The organism is Acidobacteriaceae bacterium (assembly GCA_028283655.1).
Classification (GTDB): Bacteria; Acidobacteriota; Terriglobia; order Terriglobales; family Acidobacteriaceae; genus Granulicella.
Genome location: JAPWKE010000003.1, coordinates 1,780,532 through 1,796,187, shown reverse-complemented (window position 1 = coordinate 1,796,187; position 15,656 = coordinate 1,780,532). Strand labels below are relative to the sequence as shown.

The window sequence follows — 15,656 nt, the reverse complement described above, 5'->3', positions numbered from 1 at the left end:
TGAAACGTATCGCCATCGAAGCGGAATAATCCTGTGTCGGTAGCGAGCCACAATAGCCCATCCGGTCCAATCGCAGTATCTCTAACGTTGCTCGGCGCTCCATCTCTAACGAACCATGCCTTGTGCGCCATCTGAGCGATGGGTGCTTGAGCAAAGATCTTGCTCCCGTCCCTGCCAGACCATGACGGCGGAGAGAGGAGGAGAATGTACATGGCGACTGCAAGGCGAGGGCCTGCGCTCGAAGCCAGTTCGCTTGAAGACAATAACCCGATTGTGAATCGACGCATGCTGAACGTCAGAAGGTGATAAACCCTTGCTTCACTTCGGTGGGAAAGCCTCTCGTCAGCACACATGTATTTTAGCGTACGCACGAACGCTATCGAGAGAAGCCCATCCGAAGTGCCAGCAGCATCATGAGAACGGCAAACGTTCTCCGCATCACCAAAGGGGGCAGTTGTTGAGCCACGGAGCCCCCAATCCAGCCGCCGAGCATGAATCCGACGGCCACGAGGAGTGCGATGCGAAAGTCAACGTGACCTGCCTTCTGATACTTCCAAAACGCCAACACGCCAATTGGTAGAAGCAGGATCGCGATCGATGTGCCCTGAGCACGTAACTGCGACATCCCATAAAACGCAACCAACGCCGGGATCAGAAATGCTCCGCCGCCGATCCCTACAAGTCCAGAAATAGTTCCTACCGCGACACCCAGGAATATCGCGCCGATCGTGTTGATGACAAGCATATGCTTTACGTCCTTTCTCTCGGGTGCCATCGGCCGCCAATCAGCCCGGAATCGTTGGCAATTTTTGAGCGAACCACGCAGCCATGCCGCCCATTGTGTTGCGAATTTCCGGAAGTGATGCCCTCTGAAGGATGCTGCAGGCGATGCTTGATCGATAGCCACTCCCACAGATAACGTGGATCGTGGCATCGCGCGGTATCTCATCGATTCGTTCCGACAAGTCTCCAAGAGGAATGTGAACAGCCGATGCTATATGCGCAGATTTCCATTCGGCTGGGCTCCTCACATCGAGTACGAACTCCCCACTGAGGGCAGCTTTCTGCAACTCACCTACAGAGATTTGGGGAAGATGCGCTTGCTCAAGGCCCGCGGCTATCCAAGCATTGATTCCACCCCGGAGATAGCCAAAGGTCTCGTCATGGCCCACACGGATCAGCGACTTCCGAACATCAAGGAGATCGCCGGAAGAATCGTCGCCCACGAGCAGGATTTTACCTTCATAGGGAAGGACCCACCCCGCCCAAAGGGAAAGGTTGGGGCCAGCTCCGATATTGAATGATCCGGGTATATGAACTCCTCCAAAAGCGTCTGCACTTCTCACGTCCAGCATCAACGCTCCTAGCTCCAGTTCTTTAAGCGTCTCGGCAGCCGTCAGGGAAACGCCACCGGGGAGCTGGTCCAGAGTTGGGAATCCCTTCGAGTTCAGCTCTTTCATTCGTTTGTAGTAGGGAGGAAACTGTGGCACCGACCCAAGAATCTTCGAAACAAAGGAGTCCTGTGTGCTGGGAATCATGAACGGGTTGCATTGCCGTTCATATCCAACCGTTGACTCTGGGCGCTCGGCGATTCCTACGCCGCACAACGAACCTGCTCCGTGACCTGGATAGACGATGGTCCCATCGGGCACGTCCGCGATCCTGGTCTGCGCACTATGGAACAATTGCGCGGCAAGAGCTTGCTTCTCCGATTCGCCGAGCAAATCTGGCCGCCCCAATGAGCCGATCAAAAGAAAGTCACCACTCAAAATGCCGAGTGGCTGGCCGCATCCCTGTCGCTCATACAAAAGGAAACTCAGATGCTCTGGCGTGTGTCCAGGAGTGTGAACTGCAACCAGTTTTAACTTTCCGAAAAGCACTTCGTTGCCGTCTCTGACTTCCGAATGCGGCATTGCATATTCGAATTGCTCGTCTATATCGTGACCGCTCAGCCAAAGAGTCGCGCTTGTTGCCCCGGCCAGAGCCGGTGCCCCGGACGCGTAATCCGCGTGAATGTGGGTCTCCACTACATGATCGATCCTCAAACCTTTTGCTCTGGCGAAATCCATATAAAGAGCGACATCACGTTGTGGATCGACGACGACAGCGTGTCCGTCAGATGCAATCAGGTATGAATAGTGCGCTAGCCCCGGAACCTCAAAGCGTCGTAAGATCATTCCGTTTTATCTCCTCTCATGCCAGCGGTGCCAGCCGCCCGGCTTTGCGTATATAGAGCGGTTGTCGCTAAACAGACTCCAATTGACGACGAACCGAAGTGGAACTAAGGCCGAGATGCGGCGGGGCCGTGAGGTGGATTCAATACTTGCGGCATCCCTTTTGCACCATAGAACACGGCGAGGAAACGCATCTGGCCCTTACCGGAATTGATGCCACGATGCCATTTCGTACGGGCTTGCATGAACGCTTGGCCGGTTTTGAAGATGAGATGATGTCCGTCTTCAAACTCGACGGTCAATTCGCCCTCCAGCACATAAAGATATCCGGGGCAGGGATGCGTCATCCAATCCGTCTTTCCTCCTGGGGGAAGGGCAACAATAGCGGAGGTGACCTCTGGATTTGGAGTGGAGATGTATGTTATTGGATCTCCAGCGTCATCGGTAGTGTCATGAGAAACGACCGTAACCGTCGCTTGTCCCATGCGGGGATTAGGGGGTGGTGGCGTCTGTGCTTGCATTCTCGATTCCTCCATGTGAACCGCTGTTTGCGACATCGCGTATGTCCGTGCTCTATCACGAATTGGATGAAGGCTATGGCGCAATCGATCCCGCGAATCTGACCTGACCTGAGCTCTACTGCAAGCCAGTCGCGGTCTGTACTGTGGACTATATTCGTACTGCACGCGTGGGTGCTTTGCCGATTTCGGCAATTTGTGGACTGGACGTGAACGGCTCGCACGTAAGCCAAATCAATCTCAAGCCGCGTGCGCTTCCGGACACGACCTCTTTGCCCTATTTAGGCGGTCAAGCGTACGCTATATCGTACAATCAACACCAAGCAATCTGTTGTTTCGGACCGGCACATGGGTAAACAATCGCTAATTCGAGTGGTGTGTGCGGATGATCACCCTCTTATACGCGACGGCATAGCGTTCGCGCTCTCCCAAGAGAGGGACATGTTACTTGTTGCGGAGGCACAGGATGGCGTCGAGGCGGTCGAGTCCTTCAAGAGGTGGCAGCCCGACATCATGCTCTTGGATCTACAAATGCCGCGCATGAACGGACTGGAGGTCCTTTCGGCTCTCGAAGCACATCTGGGACGATCCAAGGTGATCGTGTTGACGACCTTCTCAGGTGACTCGCAGGCGGAGAAGGCCTTAAGACGTGGCGCCGCAGGGTACTTGTTGAAGGATGCATTGCGCACGCAGTTAATGGATACGATTCGTTGCGTGCACGCAGGCCAGAAAAAGATTCCACCCACCATCGCGATGGAACTTGCCCAACACTTGCACTCACAAGAACTATCCCAACGAGAACTAGAAGTGCTTCGCGGTGCCGCTGCAGGCTGCTCAAATAAAATGATCGCGGATCGCCTCAATCTGACAGAGCAGACCGTCAAGGGATACATGAAAAGCATTTTCGCAAAACTTGGTGCAAGCGATAGAACTCACGCAGTAGTCATCGCCATGAAACGAGGCATTCTAGAGCCGCACACGTGACTCTAGTGAAAATGTTTATAGGCTACTGTCGTGCAAGGGCCTGCTAACGGGGATGCGTCATGCTGGTGTCTGCAACCGATTGATGAAGTCGGCGATAGCGACCCGGGGCCAATCCGCTCTCTCTTGTAAAGCTTTCCGTAAATGTCGATTGGTCGGCGTATCCGGCGTGAGTTGCGATCACTTTCAATGGAAGATCAGTTTCCATGAGCAAGTGCTTCGCTCGGTTAATCCGTTTGTTCAACTGGAATTTGTGGAACGGAATTCCGTAGCTCTCATGGAACACTCTTGCGAAATGCCTCTCAGACAGAGCACATGCACTTGCACAACCCTTTAGAGAGAGCTTGGCCCGGGTGTCTTCTGCGAGGAGCGCAATGATCTTCGCGTGATTTCTTGGAGAAAAGCCACCAGAAAATCGGGCGACATCGACACCCGCCACCGCATAAGCCACAAGAAGATGGCTGTAGAAAGTGGAAGTGAAGTGGCGCGAGAACTCCCTGGACATAGCCCTCGCTAAAAGCAACGGCCGTATTGCCTTTGCGAAGAATAGTAACGTGGGATCCTGTCGGCCTGCCGGTATCTCAAACGTACAAACATCCGCGCGACATTCAACCTGCGCAAATGTCTTGAAATCGGCTCTGGCCACGTCAAATCGCATGACCGTTCCGACACTGAATACTTCGGTAATTACATGAGTACCTGATGAAAAGGAACAAGTATCGCCGGCCTTCCCCGCCAGATACGACTTAGCCGCACCTTGGGACGCCAGTCTAGCTTCTGGTTCAATCTGTACGAGTACCGCAATTATTCCCGCAGCAATACGGATTTCCGCACCAGGAAGCGGCAGAGATACGCGCAGGGAGATTCGAGAGCCAGTGGAGTTGAACCTATCCCCACGCATATCCATGGCAAACGTCAGGGGAACGCTGCCAATCCTTCGAGAGAGAGTCTTTTGTTGTAGAGGCTTCATGTGGCCGCCCATAAGCGCGGTGATGGCACACCGCCTGAGGCTGGTGTCGCTATCAACTTATTCTGTCGCCTCCACAATCCTGGCGAAATTCCCATCTCACCTGTGAAGCGCCTCGTTAAGCATGACTGATCAGCAAAGCCACACTCCAGTGCAATCTGGGAGATGGATTGATCGGACGCAGCGAGTTTCTCACGGGCATGATTGATACGCGCTTTTAATCGGAATTGATGGAATGATGAGCCGAACGAAGCCTTAAAGAGCCGTGAGAAGTGACATACTGACAGTCCACATCGATCCGCGATCATGGCAATTCGGCTGACTTCTTCTGCGTCTTCGGCAAGTTGCGCATGAATTATTTCGAGCTGCCACATCTCAAAACCTCGAGGGCCTGATGACGTCTCGCGTTCGAACACGAGATCCGCTAAACGAGCGCAAAGCAAAGATGCTGCTCGTTTGAGAAGCTCAGGCTCACGCTTGCTGAAAGCCCCCACAGAGAGCAGTTCTCGCGCGAGGCCGATAACCACGAGGTCTTCCGTCTTTATCGCATGAAGTGACGGTGGATGTCGGTGCACGGGGAGAAACCGTGTCAGCATTCGAATCTCGACGTGCAGATCGATATTGTCTGGATCGCTCCCATCGACGTCTTCAAACATTGCCACGTAGCTTGCGACGCTGGCTGCTGAAAGTCCAACGTGAAGAGTTGGCTCTGTGGCGCTCTTTAAATCCTTGTGTCCGTTCCCGATGTAGATCAGGCGCCCAGCTTGCTCCGTTTGGCAAACAAGCACCTCAGGGGATGGCTGGAAACTCGAACGATGTGACTCCAGATATCCGGGTTGGATGTTCGTCATGCGCGGGCCTCGACAGCGAAGTAAGCATCGATGCCCCTTATTGTTTCAATAGGCTACCGCCTCGGAAAGCCCCACTAGAGTCCGCTCTCCTTACCCTCTTTTGAGGGGGGGCACAGGACCTCGCTGACACCCTAGTCGATGAGTAAGACATCGAGGAGTCTGATGTTCCCTATACAGTCACGACCGAGTGTCTCGCCGTCGCTGCCACAAGCGAACACGTGTTTCAGCGTAGGAATCCAGATACCACTGACCTGTTTGTAGTCAGCCACATACTCAACGAGATCAGACACTCCCAGAACGTCAACTTTACTGTAAAGACGACGGAGTAACCCGTCTGCGCCGTAATGCGCGACTTGGAAGGTGATTGGGGCTTCCAGCGCTGGTGGAAGCGTTACTTTGAGTCCGCGCCACGGCTCGCCGTTTTCGATCCGTGGCTCGACTTCTTCGATAGTGAAACCCTTTGACGCATAGACGAAGGGGACAGTGACAGAAAAGCGGATGACATGGGCGAAAAAATAGGACGTACGCAGGACATCCCATACCGTGTTCTCTTTTTCTTGAAGCAACACCCGACGGGGGTGACGTAATACGCGACGGTCTTCTTTTCGTTCCTTCATCAACGTGACGATCCCTGGCTCAACGATTACGTTGTCGCCGACAGGAGGAATCGTCACTACTGTTCGGTGCTCCCGAAGAGAGAGGAGCATTCGCGACGTGGGCACCGGTCCGGTCCATCCATTCCTTTCACATAGTTCTCCATGAACACCAACATTTGTCACTAGATCGGAAAAGGTCAGCCAGCGCTGCATCCCTCCATGTGCTTCCATGGCCAGTTCTAGAAGCTGTCCCATTTCGATCCCTTTCGATACCGATCAGTTCCATAAGCAGAGTTCGAAGCCGAGAGCAGACCAGAGAGAGATGCCTACTTCTTCCGGGCCGGCCCGAAGATAGGCCTGGCAGCAGTTCTCGGCATCCTAAGCTTCTGCCAAGCAGGGACTCTTGGCTGAAACGCGCCATATGTGGAATGACAACTGTTTTCGCACCGCTTTGAGGAAGACCGCTAAAGAATCCCTCAGGCGTGGGGTTCCAAGACACAAAATGTCTCTTCTGGCAAAGATATTGAGTGCAGCTCAGTGCAACGATGCTCGTCAGGTCAGGAGGCATCATGAGCGCAATCTCTACTGGTGATGAGATGACACGTCGAGACTTCATCTCTGTTGCAACGAAAACTGCAGTTTCGTTCGGCGTTCTTGCGGGCTCTTGCCGAGAGGTCTATGCAGAACCTCTGCATCAGGACACACGGACACATACACAGACGGGGGAACACAAAATGAGCTTTGTTCAGGCGAAAGACGGTACAAGAATTTTCTACAAGGACTGGGGCAAGGGACAGCCGATCGTGTTCAGTCACGGCTGGCCGCTCAGTTCGGACGCGTGGGACGCCCAGATGATCTATTTCGGGCAGCTGGGATATCGCGTCATTGCACACGACCGCAGAAGCCACGGCCGTTCCGATCAGACGTGGGACGGCAATGATATGGACACGTACGCCGATGACCTCGCGACCCTCATCGATCACCTGGATCTCGCAGGGGCGGTGCTGATTGGCCATTCCACAGGTGGTGGAGAAGTTGCTCGTTACGTCGGTCGGCATGGAACCAAGCGTGTACGTAAGGCAGTGCTGATCGGAGCTGTTCCGCCAATCATGCTCAAAACAGAGGCGAATCCTGGAGGCCTTCCGAAGGACGTCTTCGATGCCATCCGCAAAGGTGTCCTGGACTATCGCTCCCAGTACTACATGGATCTCACGATGCCGTTCTATGGCTACAATCGCGAAGGCGCTCATGTCTCACAGGGGATCCGCAATCACTTCTGGCTGCAGGGGATGCTCGGAGGAATCAAGGGCCACTACGACTGCATTCAACAGTTCTCAGAGACGGACTTTACCGAGGACCTCAAGAAGATGTCCATTCCCACCCTGCTCCTGCAAGGAGAAGATGATCAAATTGTTCCTTATGAAGATGCAAGTGTAAGAGCGGCGAAGATCCTTCCAAATACCACTCTCAAGATCTATCCGGGATATCCGCATGGGATGGCTGAAACGCATTCACAAGCGATCAATGCAGACATTCTCAATTTTCTCAAGAGCTAGTTAGACTGCCTGAGGGCCGAGCGGCCAGCCCATTCGAATCGGAATGGGGTTGAGTCTCGGCCTTTCGCACTCCTCTGGCAATCGATGCCATGTGGCCACAAGTCAGTAGCTGTTACCACTACTGACCTGTGGCATCGCGTGCTTCGTGCGATCCCTGCGGAAGCACCCCAAGTTTGCGATGACGGTTTGACGCAAGATTGCAATGTTTCGGCAAGAGCTATGGGCGCTGCATTTTGTACTGTCAACCAAAACCAGCCAAGGAAATCTCTCACGTGAACAAACTGACTACAGCATTCGGCGCGCCAGTAGTGGATAACCAAAACATCCAAACGGCAGGACCCCGCGGTCCAGCGTTACTCCAGGACATCTGGTTTTTGGAAATGCTCGCTCATTTTGACAGGGAGGTTATTCCTGAAAGACGGATGCACGCGAAGGGTGCGGGAGCGTTCGGCACTTTTACCGTGACACACGACATTACCCAATACACACGCGCAAAGATTTTTTCTGAAATTGGCAAACAAACGCCAATGTTTGTTCGTTTCTCTACTGTGGCAGGAGAGCGAGGCGCTGCTGATGCCGAGCGCGATATCCGTGGTTTTGCGATGAAGTTCTACACAGACGAGGGCAACTGGGATCTGGTTGGTAATAATACACCGGTTTTTTTTCTGCGCGATCCGCTGAAGTTTCCAGACTTGAACCACGCAATCAAGCGCGACCCGAAAACCGGGATGCGTAGCGCAGACAATAATTGGGACTTCTGGAGCCTCCTCCCTGAAGCACTACATCAGGTCACCATCGTTATGAGCGATCGCGGTATCCCAAAATCGTTTCGGCATATGCATGGTTTTGGCAGTCATACATTCAGCTTTATCAACGAGCAGAACGAACGGCATTGGGTGAAGTTCACGTTGAAGACGCAGCAAGGGATTCAGAACATCACGGATGCAGTAGCGACTGCACTCATTGGCAACGATCGTGAAAGCCACCAGCGTGATCTCTTCAAGAGCATCGAAGACGGTGATTTTCCGAAATGGACGTTATACGTTCAGGTCATGCCGGAAAAAGACGCCGAGACGTACCGGATTCATCCTTTCGACCTGACTAAGGTCTGGCCGCACGGAGACTATCCATTGATTGAGGTCGGGGTGATGGAGTTGAACCGAAATCCTGAGAACTTCTTCGCTGACGTGGAACAGGCCGCATTCTCACCAGCCAACGTTGTACCGGGCATCGGCTTTTCGCCGGACAAGATGCTGCAGGGCAGGCTGTTCTCATATGGCGACACCCAGCGATACCGGCTAGGGGTCAACTACAGCCAAATTCCCGTGAACGCGCCAAAATGTCCGTTTCACAGCTATCACCGTGATGGCAAGACACGAGTCGATGGAAATGTGGGCGCTGCGACCAGTTACGAGCCGAATAGCAAGGGTGAATGGCTTGAACAGCTCGATTTCCGAGAGCCCTCGCTTCAAGGCTTGGGCGCGGCGGATCATTGGAACTTTCGTGATGATGACGACGATTACTACTCTCAGCCAAGAGCGTTATTCCTCATGTTTAGTAGTGAAGAACGTGAAAGATTATTCGCAAACACAGCCCGCGCGCTCTTCGGAGCCCGGCCAGAAGTGCAACAACGTCACATTGGCAACTGCGAGAAAGCCCACCCCGAATACGGTGCCGGTGTGCGGCATGCGATTGAGCTACTTAAGGGAACCAAATCTCCGACTACCGAACACTTGTAGTTTGCGCGGCAGGGGTTGGCAGCATCTCACCCCTGCTGTCCGATTCTGCGAGGTGACGGATATCGAAAACCGTCAATCGTAGCCATTTGGGACGAAAAAGCATCTGATCTCGAAGATGACGGCCACCGACACAGAGCTGAGGCCTACCGCGGCCTGGTGGCTGTAACTGCGGAGCCCTAAACGGTCTCCTGTAACGATTGATCTGGATGGCATCGTGCGTCCTAGCTGCGCCAAGCGGAGTTCCGAATCACCGCGCAGAAATTTCCACGCTTGTAGCTGACGCTTTTGTCCGCAAGCACGTCCGCCTTCACATTCCCAAATGTGGTCTCGGGCTTGGTCTTGATGTCGTCATAGAACGCTTGGATGATATCTTCTTTGAAATCGGCGGATCTCGGGAACATCTTGACCACTGCCTCACGCTCTTCATCGCTATATTGCGCGTGGGTAAGACCGAGTACATCCATCTCGACTCCTGCAGTGACCAGAGCGATGACAGGGTGCATATGCTGCGGGATACCGGGAGTCGTGTGAAGTGCAATACCTGTCCACACATGCTCGATATCGATCGAATCAATACCGTATTGTTCAAGAAAACTTCGAGCGGCGTTGGCTCCATCGACTTCGAACCGTTCGAATTCACTGCTGAACTTCGGCATTAGGCCAAGATCATGGAACATTGCACCCGCGTATAGAAGCTCCCGGTCAAAATTCAGGTTTCGCTTCAGGCCTGCCAGGGCGGCGAAATGATACACCCTGCTCGAATGGTTGAACAAAAGTTCTGTCTCGTTATCACGGATGAACGAGGTAATGTTTTCCGCAAGCTTACTGTCAGGAATATATACGGATTGCGGTAGATTCATTGATTCTCGCATTGCTTGCACTCCCACGTGCAGTTCTTACAGATATGTGGTCCGCATCGGATACATGCAGCTCCGCAAATAGTGTTGCTGCGATCCCTGCACTCCTGGTGAACCCCTACCAGAGTCGAAGATGATGCCTTATCCCAAACAATCCTATCGCTTTCGCCTCGCCATTTCCTTTCAGAAGCGCTCGTTTTTGGGTGTGCTGCACCTCGCATCGTATGCCAAACGAGATCAACATCACTGTTGCCGGATTAGCCTGTGCAGAGCGATAGTTGACGCTTCGCACCACTATGACATCAAAGTCTTTATCAGCGAGGAGCGGCCTGTGGCGGGTGAATGGACACCGCTTTCCCGGTCAGCTTTCTTCTCCGGGCTTTGACGGGAAGACGATATTAGGCCCTATGCCTTGGGGACGCACAGATCGAGCAGGCGATAAACTTGCATCGTTTCAGTTGAATCCTCGTGGCTGTGCTCGTTGAAATTGTTCCGCAAGAAGAATGAGGAAGCTAAAGTGAGGGCGGCTATTCTGCTTTGCTTTCGGTCCTCTTACGTACAGGTCGGTCCGCGAGAGCCGTAAGCTCTTGCCTCAGTACCGCGAGTATTTCCTTCGATAGAGCTTTATCGTTGACGGCTCGGGAAAGCGAAAGCCCACCGACACCCGCACTCAGCAACAGAATAGCTCTTGAACGCCTCGCTTCTTCGTCGCCCTTGAGGTGGTCTCTGTAGTAGCTGAGTGTCTGCTTGACCCTTTGCGTGTAGACCGTACGGATACCCGTACTTGCGTGTCCGATTTCACCCGCGAAGGCTGTGATCGCGCAGCCTGTCATGGGGGTGTCGCGGTGCTCCTCAGATATGAACTTCAACAGGTAAGCAGACAGCTCCTCAGCGGAACGCTCTAGCGTGTCGAGGTCTTTGAATGCCTCGGCAAGAGCCTCAATCACCAGTTCGTCACGTGATCCGAAATGCTTATAGAACCCCCCGACACTCGTTCCAGCTTCCTTCATCACGTCCGCCACGCCAATTCCGTTGAGTCCCCTCTCACGGAATCGCTTCGCCGCGACGGCGACAATCTTCGAGTGCGTAACGGCCTTGTCTGCCTTTGATCGCCTCATGGGTCCTTTCTGCTCCACACCTGAAGCATCGACTTACATGTCTAGCGTACAGGGGTTCCCCAATCCGGTACAAAGATCCACAATCCGCCCGAATTTGGCAAGACTGAGTCCTGTTTCTCTCGGGACTCTGAAAACGGGATGATCCTCAGCGGCGCTACTTCCGGTCCGGCAAGACAAGAGCCTATGCATGGCGGATGGATCAGTTGGACCGCATGGCTCGCCTGGTCTCTGACGATTCGATTACTGAAATTCGTAGGATGCGAACGAGGCAATTTGCATGCAGCATTAAGCGCCCTAACGTACTCCAAATAAGAAGCGGGCAATCTTCGCAGAGTGCATAGCGGATCGCGGGAAAGACAATGAAACACACGGAAATCGTTCTCAGTAGCCTCAGGCATGACATTTGTCGGCCCCCGGGGTTCCACCGCGCGTTACTGAGGCCATCACATTTGTTCTATGAAATCGGCGGAATCGGTACATTATTCGATCGTCGAGAGAGGTGAGCATGGCCAACCTACTTTCAGCCTTACTAACCGTGGACTTTTGGAGAACCGGCGGAGCGATGGTTCGTTATGTTCCCCGCGCACTCCGCAAGCCGCAAGTCAACGGGATGGCGTTTTTCACCGACGCCAAACTCAACGAATACAAATCTCGTATCGCGATGCTGAGTCCCGCCACCCTAACAGTCTGGGGGACCATGACTGTAGACCAGGGCTTGCATCATCTCAATCTCGCGTGTGGTCATCCGAACGGTTTCTACACGCTTCCAGACGAGAGCTACCTCGCCTCTCGCACAGTGTTCCGATGGATCTTGGTTGATTGGTTTCCAGAGCAGCCACAAGGACTCCGACTGCCTGCAGGGTTTCGGATTGCGCACGAAGAGCATTTCGACTTCTTTGTGGAGCGAGACCGACTCGTGGAGATCATCGAATCAGCGTGGAGTAGGAGGGCAGCCGATCAGTGGGGTCCGCACTGCACCTTTGGCAAGATGTCGTTATGGGAATGGGGCAAACTGCTTCAGATCCACATTGACTATCATCTTCGGCAGTTTGGCATCTAGCGTTCTTGTCTTGCGGACATTCATTTCAGTAAATTCCAATACATTCGTCGCGATTCGATCCTTGGTTCATTGAGTGTTGGGTGGCATGGGGTGTCCATAGGAACGATCTCCAGGGGTGCCTATGCGGAAATGCTTCTCTCGCGACGGAGCTTTCAGTTGGTTCAAGAGCTGTGTCGTACACGGCATACGCAGAATCTAGAAGCAACAGAGAAGAGATGGCCGAGTCACAGAGTGAGTTGGCCATCTCTTAGAGCGCTGTTGGTCAGTTCGGTGTCCTGCACCTCAGTAGTCTTGGGCGATTGCACACGTTACCAACTACATAGAGCGCAGGAAGAAAGAGAAGCGTGCGGTTAGAGTCGCACCAATGAGTGTCTGTGCCATCGATCGGCACAAACCGAAGATGTGAGCGGAATGAACGCTAGGACGGCAGCAAGTGCGGTTATCAATACGGGCGAGCGCGTTGCACTGTTGCTTCGACGACCGCCTGTATATAGATGGCGGCCATGTATATACAGGAGTCTTATCAGGATGGTGTGATCTGACATCAAGGATGTCCTAGATGAGGATCGCTAACTCTTGTTAGCTACAGAGGCGCTCGTCGTCACCAGAGCAGCGATAAATCGATCAGCCGTGGGTTCCCTTCCGGGCGCTCGGAGATGGGGGACGCCATAACCTCATCGCCTGCCCTAATGATGATCCTGAATTGGCTCCCTCATATACATCTGATCGTTCCAGAACCAGACCTCCATTGAGATGATCCTGCATTTTCCAAAGGCCGCTACATTCAGCAAAGAAGGCCGAACGTTTTCTCTCTACGATTCAGGGGTAAGCGATACAAGACACTCGGAGAACACTTCATGCAGGCTTGTGAGGAGCTTTCAGCTGGTACGCACAGCAGCATCGACGCGTTGATTAACAGGGCTCGCTCTGGAGAATCCGATGCATACGGAGAACTGCTCAAGCGACATGCGGCACTTGTCTGTCGCACCGCTTATTCATTCGTTCACAACAATGAAGATGTCGAAGACATATATCAAGAGGTCTCGCTCTGCGTGTTCCGAAAGCTCCATACATTCCAGGGTGCGTCGACGTTCTCGACATGGCTGACCCGGATAGCCATCAATGCGAGCTTGCAACGGTTGCGTCAGACACGACGCAAACCAGTTACCTCATTTGAAGATCTGACGGATGATGAATCCTCATTCCTCCCTCTCGCGGACAGTGCGTGGGATCCGGAACAACTCTGTCTGGATGGCGAGCAAAGGGCGCAACTCTCTCGTGCAATATCGCGTCTCCCTCCGAGTTTGCAGAATATTGCTTGCGATTACGTTTATGAGCAACTGCCGATATTGCAAATCGCCGAAAGACGGGGACTCTCCCTGGCTGCCACGAAATCTCGCGCCTATCGAGCTCGACAAAGATTGATGGCAATTCTCGGACAACAGAAAAGCACCGTCGGTCACAGGACGAGTCAAGCGCATAGGGGTGGCCATACATGGACGCCGATTCAGATCGTGATCATCGGGAATGATGAGGATGGGCACCAAAGTACACGCCCGCAGCAGACTTCTCGACACATACGGCTCAATATCGCATGAGAGTGCAAATGACATTTCTGTGGTTCTGCGGCACTCACCTGTAACCCTGCGGCATTCCGGTGGATCCACCTTGCAAAATTGTCCGACCGGACAAAATAAACGAGTCGTTTAGAGTCTGATCCGCTTTATGGAGAGAAGGAATATACATTTGCCGAGATCACGGCAGAGATTGGTAAGGTGCTTGGCCAGCCGCTGGAGTATCGACAGATTCATGCTTTCCACCTTGAGGAGTTGGCAACCGGAACGTCGGCTGGAGAGCACGAAGGCACGTTAGAAAAGCGAGCCGATGACACTCTGGCAGCACTTCCACGAAATTGCGGTTGACCACCAAAATGGCATCTTTGCCGGTACGGAGAACGTCGTGGAGCGCATTACCTGGAAACACCCCATCAGTCTTCCAGATTTTCTCAGACAGAACATTGCTTCTCTGAAGCGGTGACCGGAGACACATCCGAAATGAGTTGCTCGCATGCAGTCTCCCGTAGCGGCCAGTTTCTCACCCAAACGGTCTCGGTGATATGGGCATCGGTGCCCGAGTCACCTCCAACCACAACAGCGTAAGGCGCAAAACTTTAGGAAAGAGGAAAGCTCATGAAATACCAAGAACAACGCATCCCCCAGGGGCATGGAATGCTCCGGGTCAGAGACTACGGCGGCCAAGGCGACGCGTATGTTGGCCTTCATGGATTCCCGGACAACCTCCAGATATTTGATGAGTGGGCTCCGCTCATGGCCGAAGCCGGCAAGAGGGTTATAACCTTCGACTTCTTGGGATTTGGTGGCTCAGACAAAACCCAGACGATGGAGTACAGCTTTGACCAGCAGTTGACGGATGTGAAAGCGGTAGCAGATGGTCTCGGCTTGGACAAAATCATTCCCGTAGGTCACGATGCCGGAGGTTCCGTCGCAATCAACTTTGCCCTGAAAAACCCTGGCAGGACCGCTGAGGTCTACCTGCTCAACTGCTTCTATGGAAGTACACCCACCCTAAAGCTACCCGAACTCATAGAACTGTTCGCGACCGGAAGCCTATCTGGACTCTCTAGCGCAATTTTGGCCGATCCAGGCCAAATGGGATGGCTACTCGACTTTCAAGGTAAACAGTTCAAAGCGCATATGCCTATCGCTCTGGCAAAGCATTTTGACGAGTTCCTGATGCCAATCGTCGCGGAGAACTTTATGCAAGAGCAAAGCGCGGGTCCTGCCTTTGCGACCATGACAGCGTCTGCTTTCCCAGAGGTGAAACGAAACGACGAACGCTTGGCAGCCGTGCAGAAATTGGACATTCCTTTCCACCTTATCTGGGGGGAGTTGGACCCTTACCTCAATATTGGAGTGGCACAGGATCTCCAGTCCAAGCTGCCGCATGCGTCTCTCGTGACACTACCCACGGGACACTGGCCACAGATTGACGACCCGGGAGCGGTGGCCAATGCCATGCTCTCCCCAAAGTAGGTTCGGGCCTTAAGCGAGAGGCTACAAGTGCGCAACTGAAGACGCACCTGTAGCACACGCCATATGTCCAAGCTTGGTAAACCCATGTTTTATTAAGTCCTTTAGCTCGGGTCTTCGAGAGGACACTGTCAGACACAGATCAGCATGAACACTGCAAATTGCCGCAGATGGCCAATCATTGCATCG

General features: G+C 53.3%; 14 protein-coding genes. 6 read left to right on the top strand and 8 right to left on the bottom strand.

All coding sequences use genetic code 11. The features are described 5' to 3' along the window. Positions 1–376: 376 nt before the first annotated feature. The 3 genes from PW792_10395 to PW792_10385 all read right to left on the bottom strand — a co-directional run bounded on the left by PW792_10395 (position 377) and on the right by PW792_10385 (position 2,659). A complete protein-coding gene (locus PW792_10395; protein MDE1162339.1) occupies positions 377–745 on the bottom strand; it encodes a sulfite exporter TauE/SafE family protein in 369 nt (122 codons plus the stop codon). A gap of 40 nt (positions 746–785) precedes the next feature. After that, a complete protein-coding gene (locus PW792_10390) occupies positions 786–2,177 on the bottom strand; it encodes a rhodanese-like domain-containing protein (GenBank protein MDE1162338.1) in 1,392 nt (463 codons plus the stop codon). Positions 2,178–2,281: 104 nt separating this feature from the next. Next, positions 2,282–2,659 (bottom strand): cupin domain-containing protein, encoded by a 378-nt coding sequence (locus PW792_10385; GenBank protein MDE1162337.1) that lies wholly within the window; start codon positions 2,657–2,659, stop codon positions 2,282–2,284. 381 nt (positions 2,660–3,040) lie between these two features. On the opposite strand from PW792_10385, the gene PW792_10380 reads away from it, so the two are divergent. Beyond that, positions 3,041–3,676: a response regulator transcription factor gene (locus PW792_10380; protein ID MDE1162336.1), complete on the top strand. Its 636-nt coding sequence runs from the start codon at positions 3,041–3,043 to the stop codon at positions 3,674–3,676. A 43-nt stretch (positions 3,677–3,719) separates the two neighbouring features. On the opposite strand, the gene PW792_10375 is transcribed toward PW792_10380, so the two are convergent. The 3 genes from PW792_10375 to PW792_10365 all read right to left on the bottom strand — a co-directional run bounded on the left by PW792_10375 (position 3,720) and on the right by PW792_10365 (position 6,342). After that, the gene (locus PW792_10375; GenBank protein ID MDE1162335.1) at positions 3,720–4,643 is read right to left on the bottom strand and encodes an AraC family transcriptional regulator; all 924 of its coding nucleotides are present in this window, start codon (positions 4,641–4,643) and stop codon (positions 3,720–3,722) included. Further along, the gene (locus tag PW792_10370) at positions 4,640–5,491 is read right to left on the bottom strand and encodes an AraC family transcriptional regulator (GenBank protein ID MDE1162334.1); all 852 of its coding nucleotides are present in this window, start codon (positions 5,489–5,491) and stop codon (positions 4,640–4,642) included. The genes PW792_10375 and PW792_10370 overlap by 4 nt, the downstream gene beginning before the upstream one ends. 131 nt (positions 5,492–5,622) lie before the next feature. After that, complete coding sequence (locus tag PW792_10365) at positions 5,623–6,342, bottom strand: hypothetical protein (GenBank protein ID MDE1162333.1); 720 nt, start codon at positions 6,340–6,342, stop codon at positions 5,623–5,625. A 479-nt stretch (positions 6,343–6,821) separates the two neighbouring features. Here PW792_10365 and PW792_10360 point away from each other — a divergent pair, with 479 nt between their 5' ends. Both PW792_10360 and PW792_10355 read left to right on the top strand, forming a co-directional pair. Beyond that, entirely contained in the window at positions 6,822–7,643 is an 822-nt protein-coding gene (locus PW792_10360; GenBank protein ID MDE1162332.1) for an alpha/beta hydrolase, read from the top strand. 272 nt (positions 7,644–7,915) lie between these two features. Next, a complete protein-coding gene (locus tag PW792_10355) occupies positions 7,916–9,382 on the top strand; it encodes a catalase (GenBank protein ID MDE1162331.1) in 1,467 nt (488 codons plus the stop codon). Between the two features lie 221 nt (positions 9,383–9,603). On the opposite strand, the gene PW792_10350 is transcribed toward PW792_10355, so the two are convergent. Together PW792_10350 and PW792_10345 are read right to left on the bottom strand one after the other, a co-directional pair. Further along, entirely contained in the window at positions 9,604–10,254 is a 651-nt protein-coding gene (locus PW792_10350; protein MDE1162330.1) for an HD domain-containing protein, read from the bottom strand. Positions 10,255–10,766: 512 nt separating this feature from the next. Continuing rightward, on the bottom strand, positions 10,767–11,357 hold the full coding sequence (locus PW792_10345) for a TetR/AcrR family transcriptional regulator (protein MDE1162329.1): 591 nt from the start codon (positions 11,355–11,357) through the stop codon (positions 10,767–10,769). A 505-nt stretch (positions 11,358–11,862) separates the two neighbouring features. Between PW792_10345 and PW792_10340 the strand changes: the two genes are divergently transcribed. The 3 genes from PW792_10340 (at position 11,863) to PW792_10330 (ending at position 15,470) form a co-directional block, all read left to right on the top strand. Further along, the gene (locus PW792_10340) at positions 11,863–12,417 is read left to right on the top strand and encodes a hypothetical protein (GenBank protein MDE1162328.1); all 555 of its coding nucleotides are present in this window, start codon (positions 11,863–11,865) and stop codon (positions 12,415–12,417) included. An 857-nt stretch (positions 12,418–13,274) separates the two neighbouring features. Further along, positions 13,275–14,015, top strand: a complete 741-nt coding sequence (locus PW792_10335; GenBank protein ID MDE1162327.1) for a sigma-70 family RNA polymerase sigma factor — start codon at positions 13,275–13,277, stop codon at positions 14,013–14,015. A gap of 591 nt (positions 14,016–14,606) precedes the next feature. Next, positions 14,607–15,470 (top strand): alpha/beta hydrolase, encoded by an 864-nt coding sequence (locus PW792_10330; protein ID MDE1162326.1) that lies wholly within the window; start codon positions 14,607–14,609, stop codon positions 15,468–15,470. Positions 15,471–15,656 lie beyond the last annotated feature (186 nt).

Coding starts and splice junctions, on each gene's coding strand:
- PW792_10395 (MDE1162339.1), bottom strand. CDS start 745: ATGCTTGTCATCAACACGATCGGCGCGATATTCCTGGGTGTCGCGGTA.
- PW792_10390 (MDE1162338.1), bottom strand. CDS start 2,177: ATGATCTTACGACGCTTTGAGGTTCCGGGGCTAGCGCACTATTCATAC.
- PW792_10385 (MDE1162337.1), bottom strand. CDS start 2,659: ATGGGACAAGCGACGGTTACGGTCGTTTCTCATGACACTACCGATGAC.
- PW792_10380 (MDE1162336.1), top strand. CDS start 3,041: ATGGGTAAACAATCGCTAATTCGAGTGGTGTGTGCGGATGATCACCCT.
- PW792_10375 (MDE1162335.1), bottom strand. CDS start 4,643: ATGAAGCCTCTACAACAAAAGACTCTCTCTCGAAGGATTGGCAGCGTT.
- PW792_10370 (MDE1162334.1), bottom strand. CDS start 5,491: ATGACGAACATCCAACCCGGATATCTGGAGTCACATCGTTCGAGTTTC.
- PW792_10365 (MDE1162333.1), bottom strand. CDS start 6,342: ATGGGACAGCTTCTAGAACTGGCCATGGAAGCACATGGAGGGATGCAG.
- PW792_10360 (MDE1162332.1), top strand. CDS start 6,822: ATGAGCTTTGTTCAGGCGAAAGACGGTACAAGAATTTTCTACAAGGAC.
- PW792_10350 (MDE1162330.1), bottom strand. CDS start 10,254: ATGCGAGAATCAATGAATCTACCGCAATCCGTATATATTCCTGACAGT.
- PW792_10345 (MDE1162329.1), bottom strand. CDS start 11,357: ATGAGGCGATCAAAGGCAGACAAGGCCGTTACGCACTCGAAGATTGTC.
- PW792_10340 (MDE1162328.1), top strand. CDS start 11,863: ATGGCCAACCTACTTTCAGCCTTACTAACCGTGGACTTTTGGAGAACC.
- PW792_10335 (MDE1162327.1), top strand. CDS start 13,275: ATGCAGGCTTGTGAGGAGCTTTCAGCTGGTACGCACAGCAGCATCGAC.
- PW792_10330 (MDE1162326.1), top strand. CDS start 14,607: ATGAAATACCAAGAACAACGCATCCCCCAGGGGCATGGAATGCTCCGG.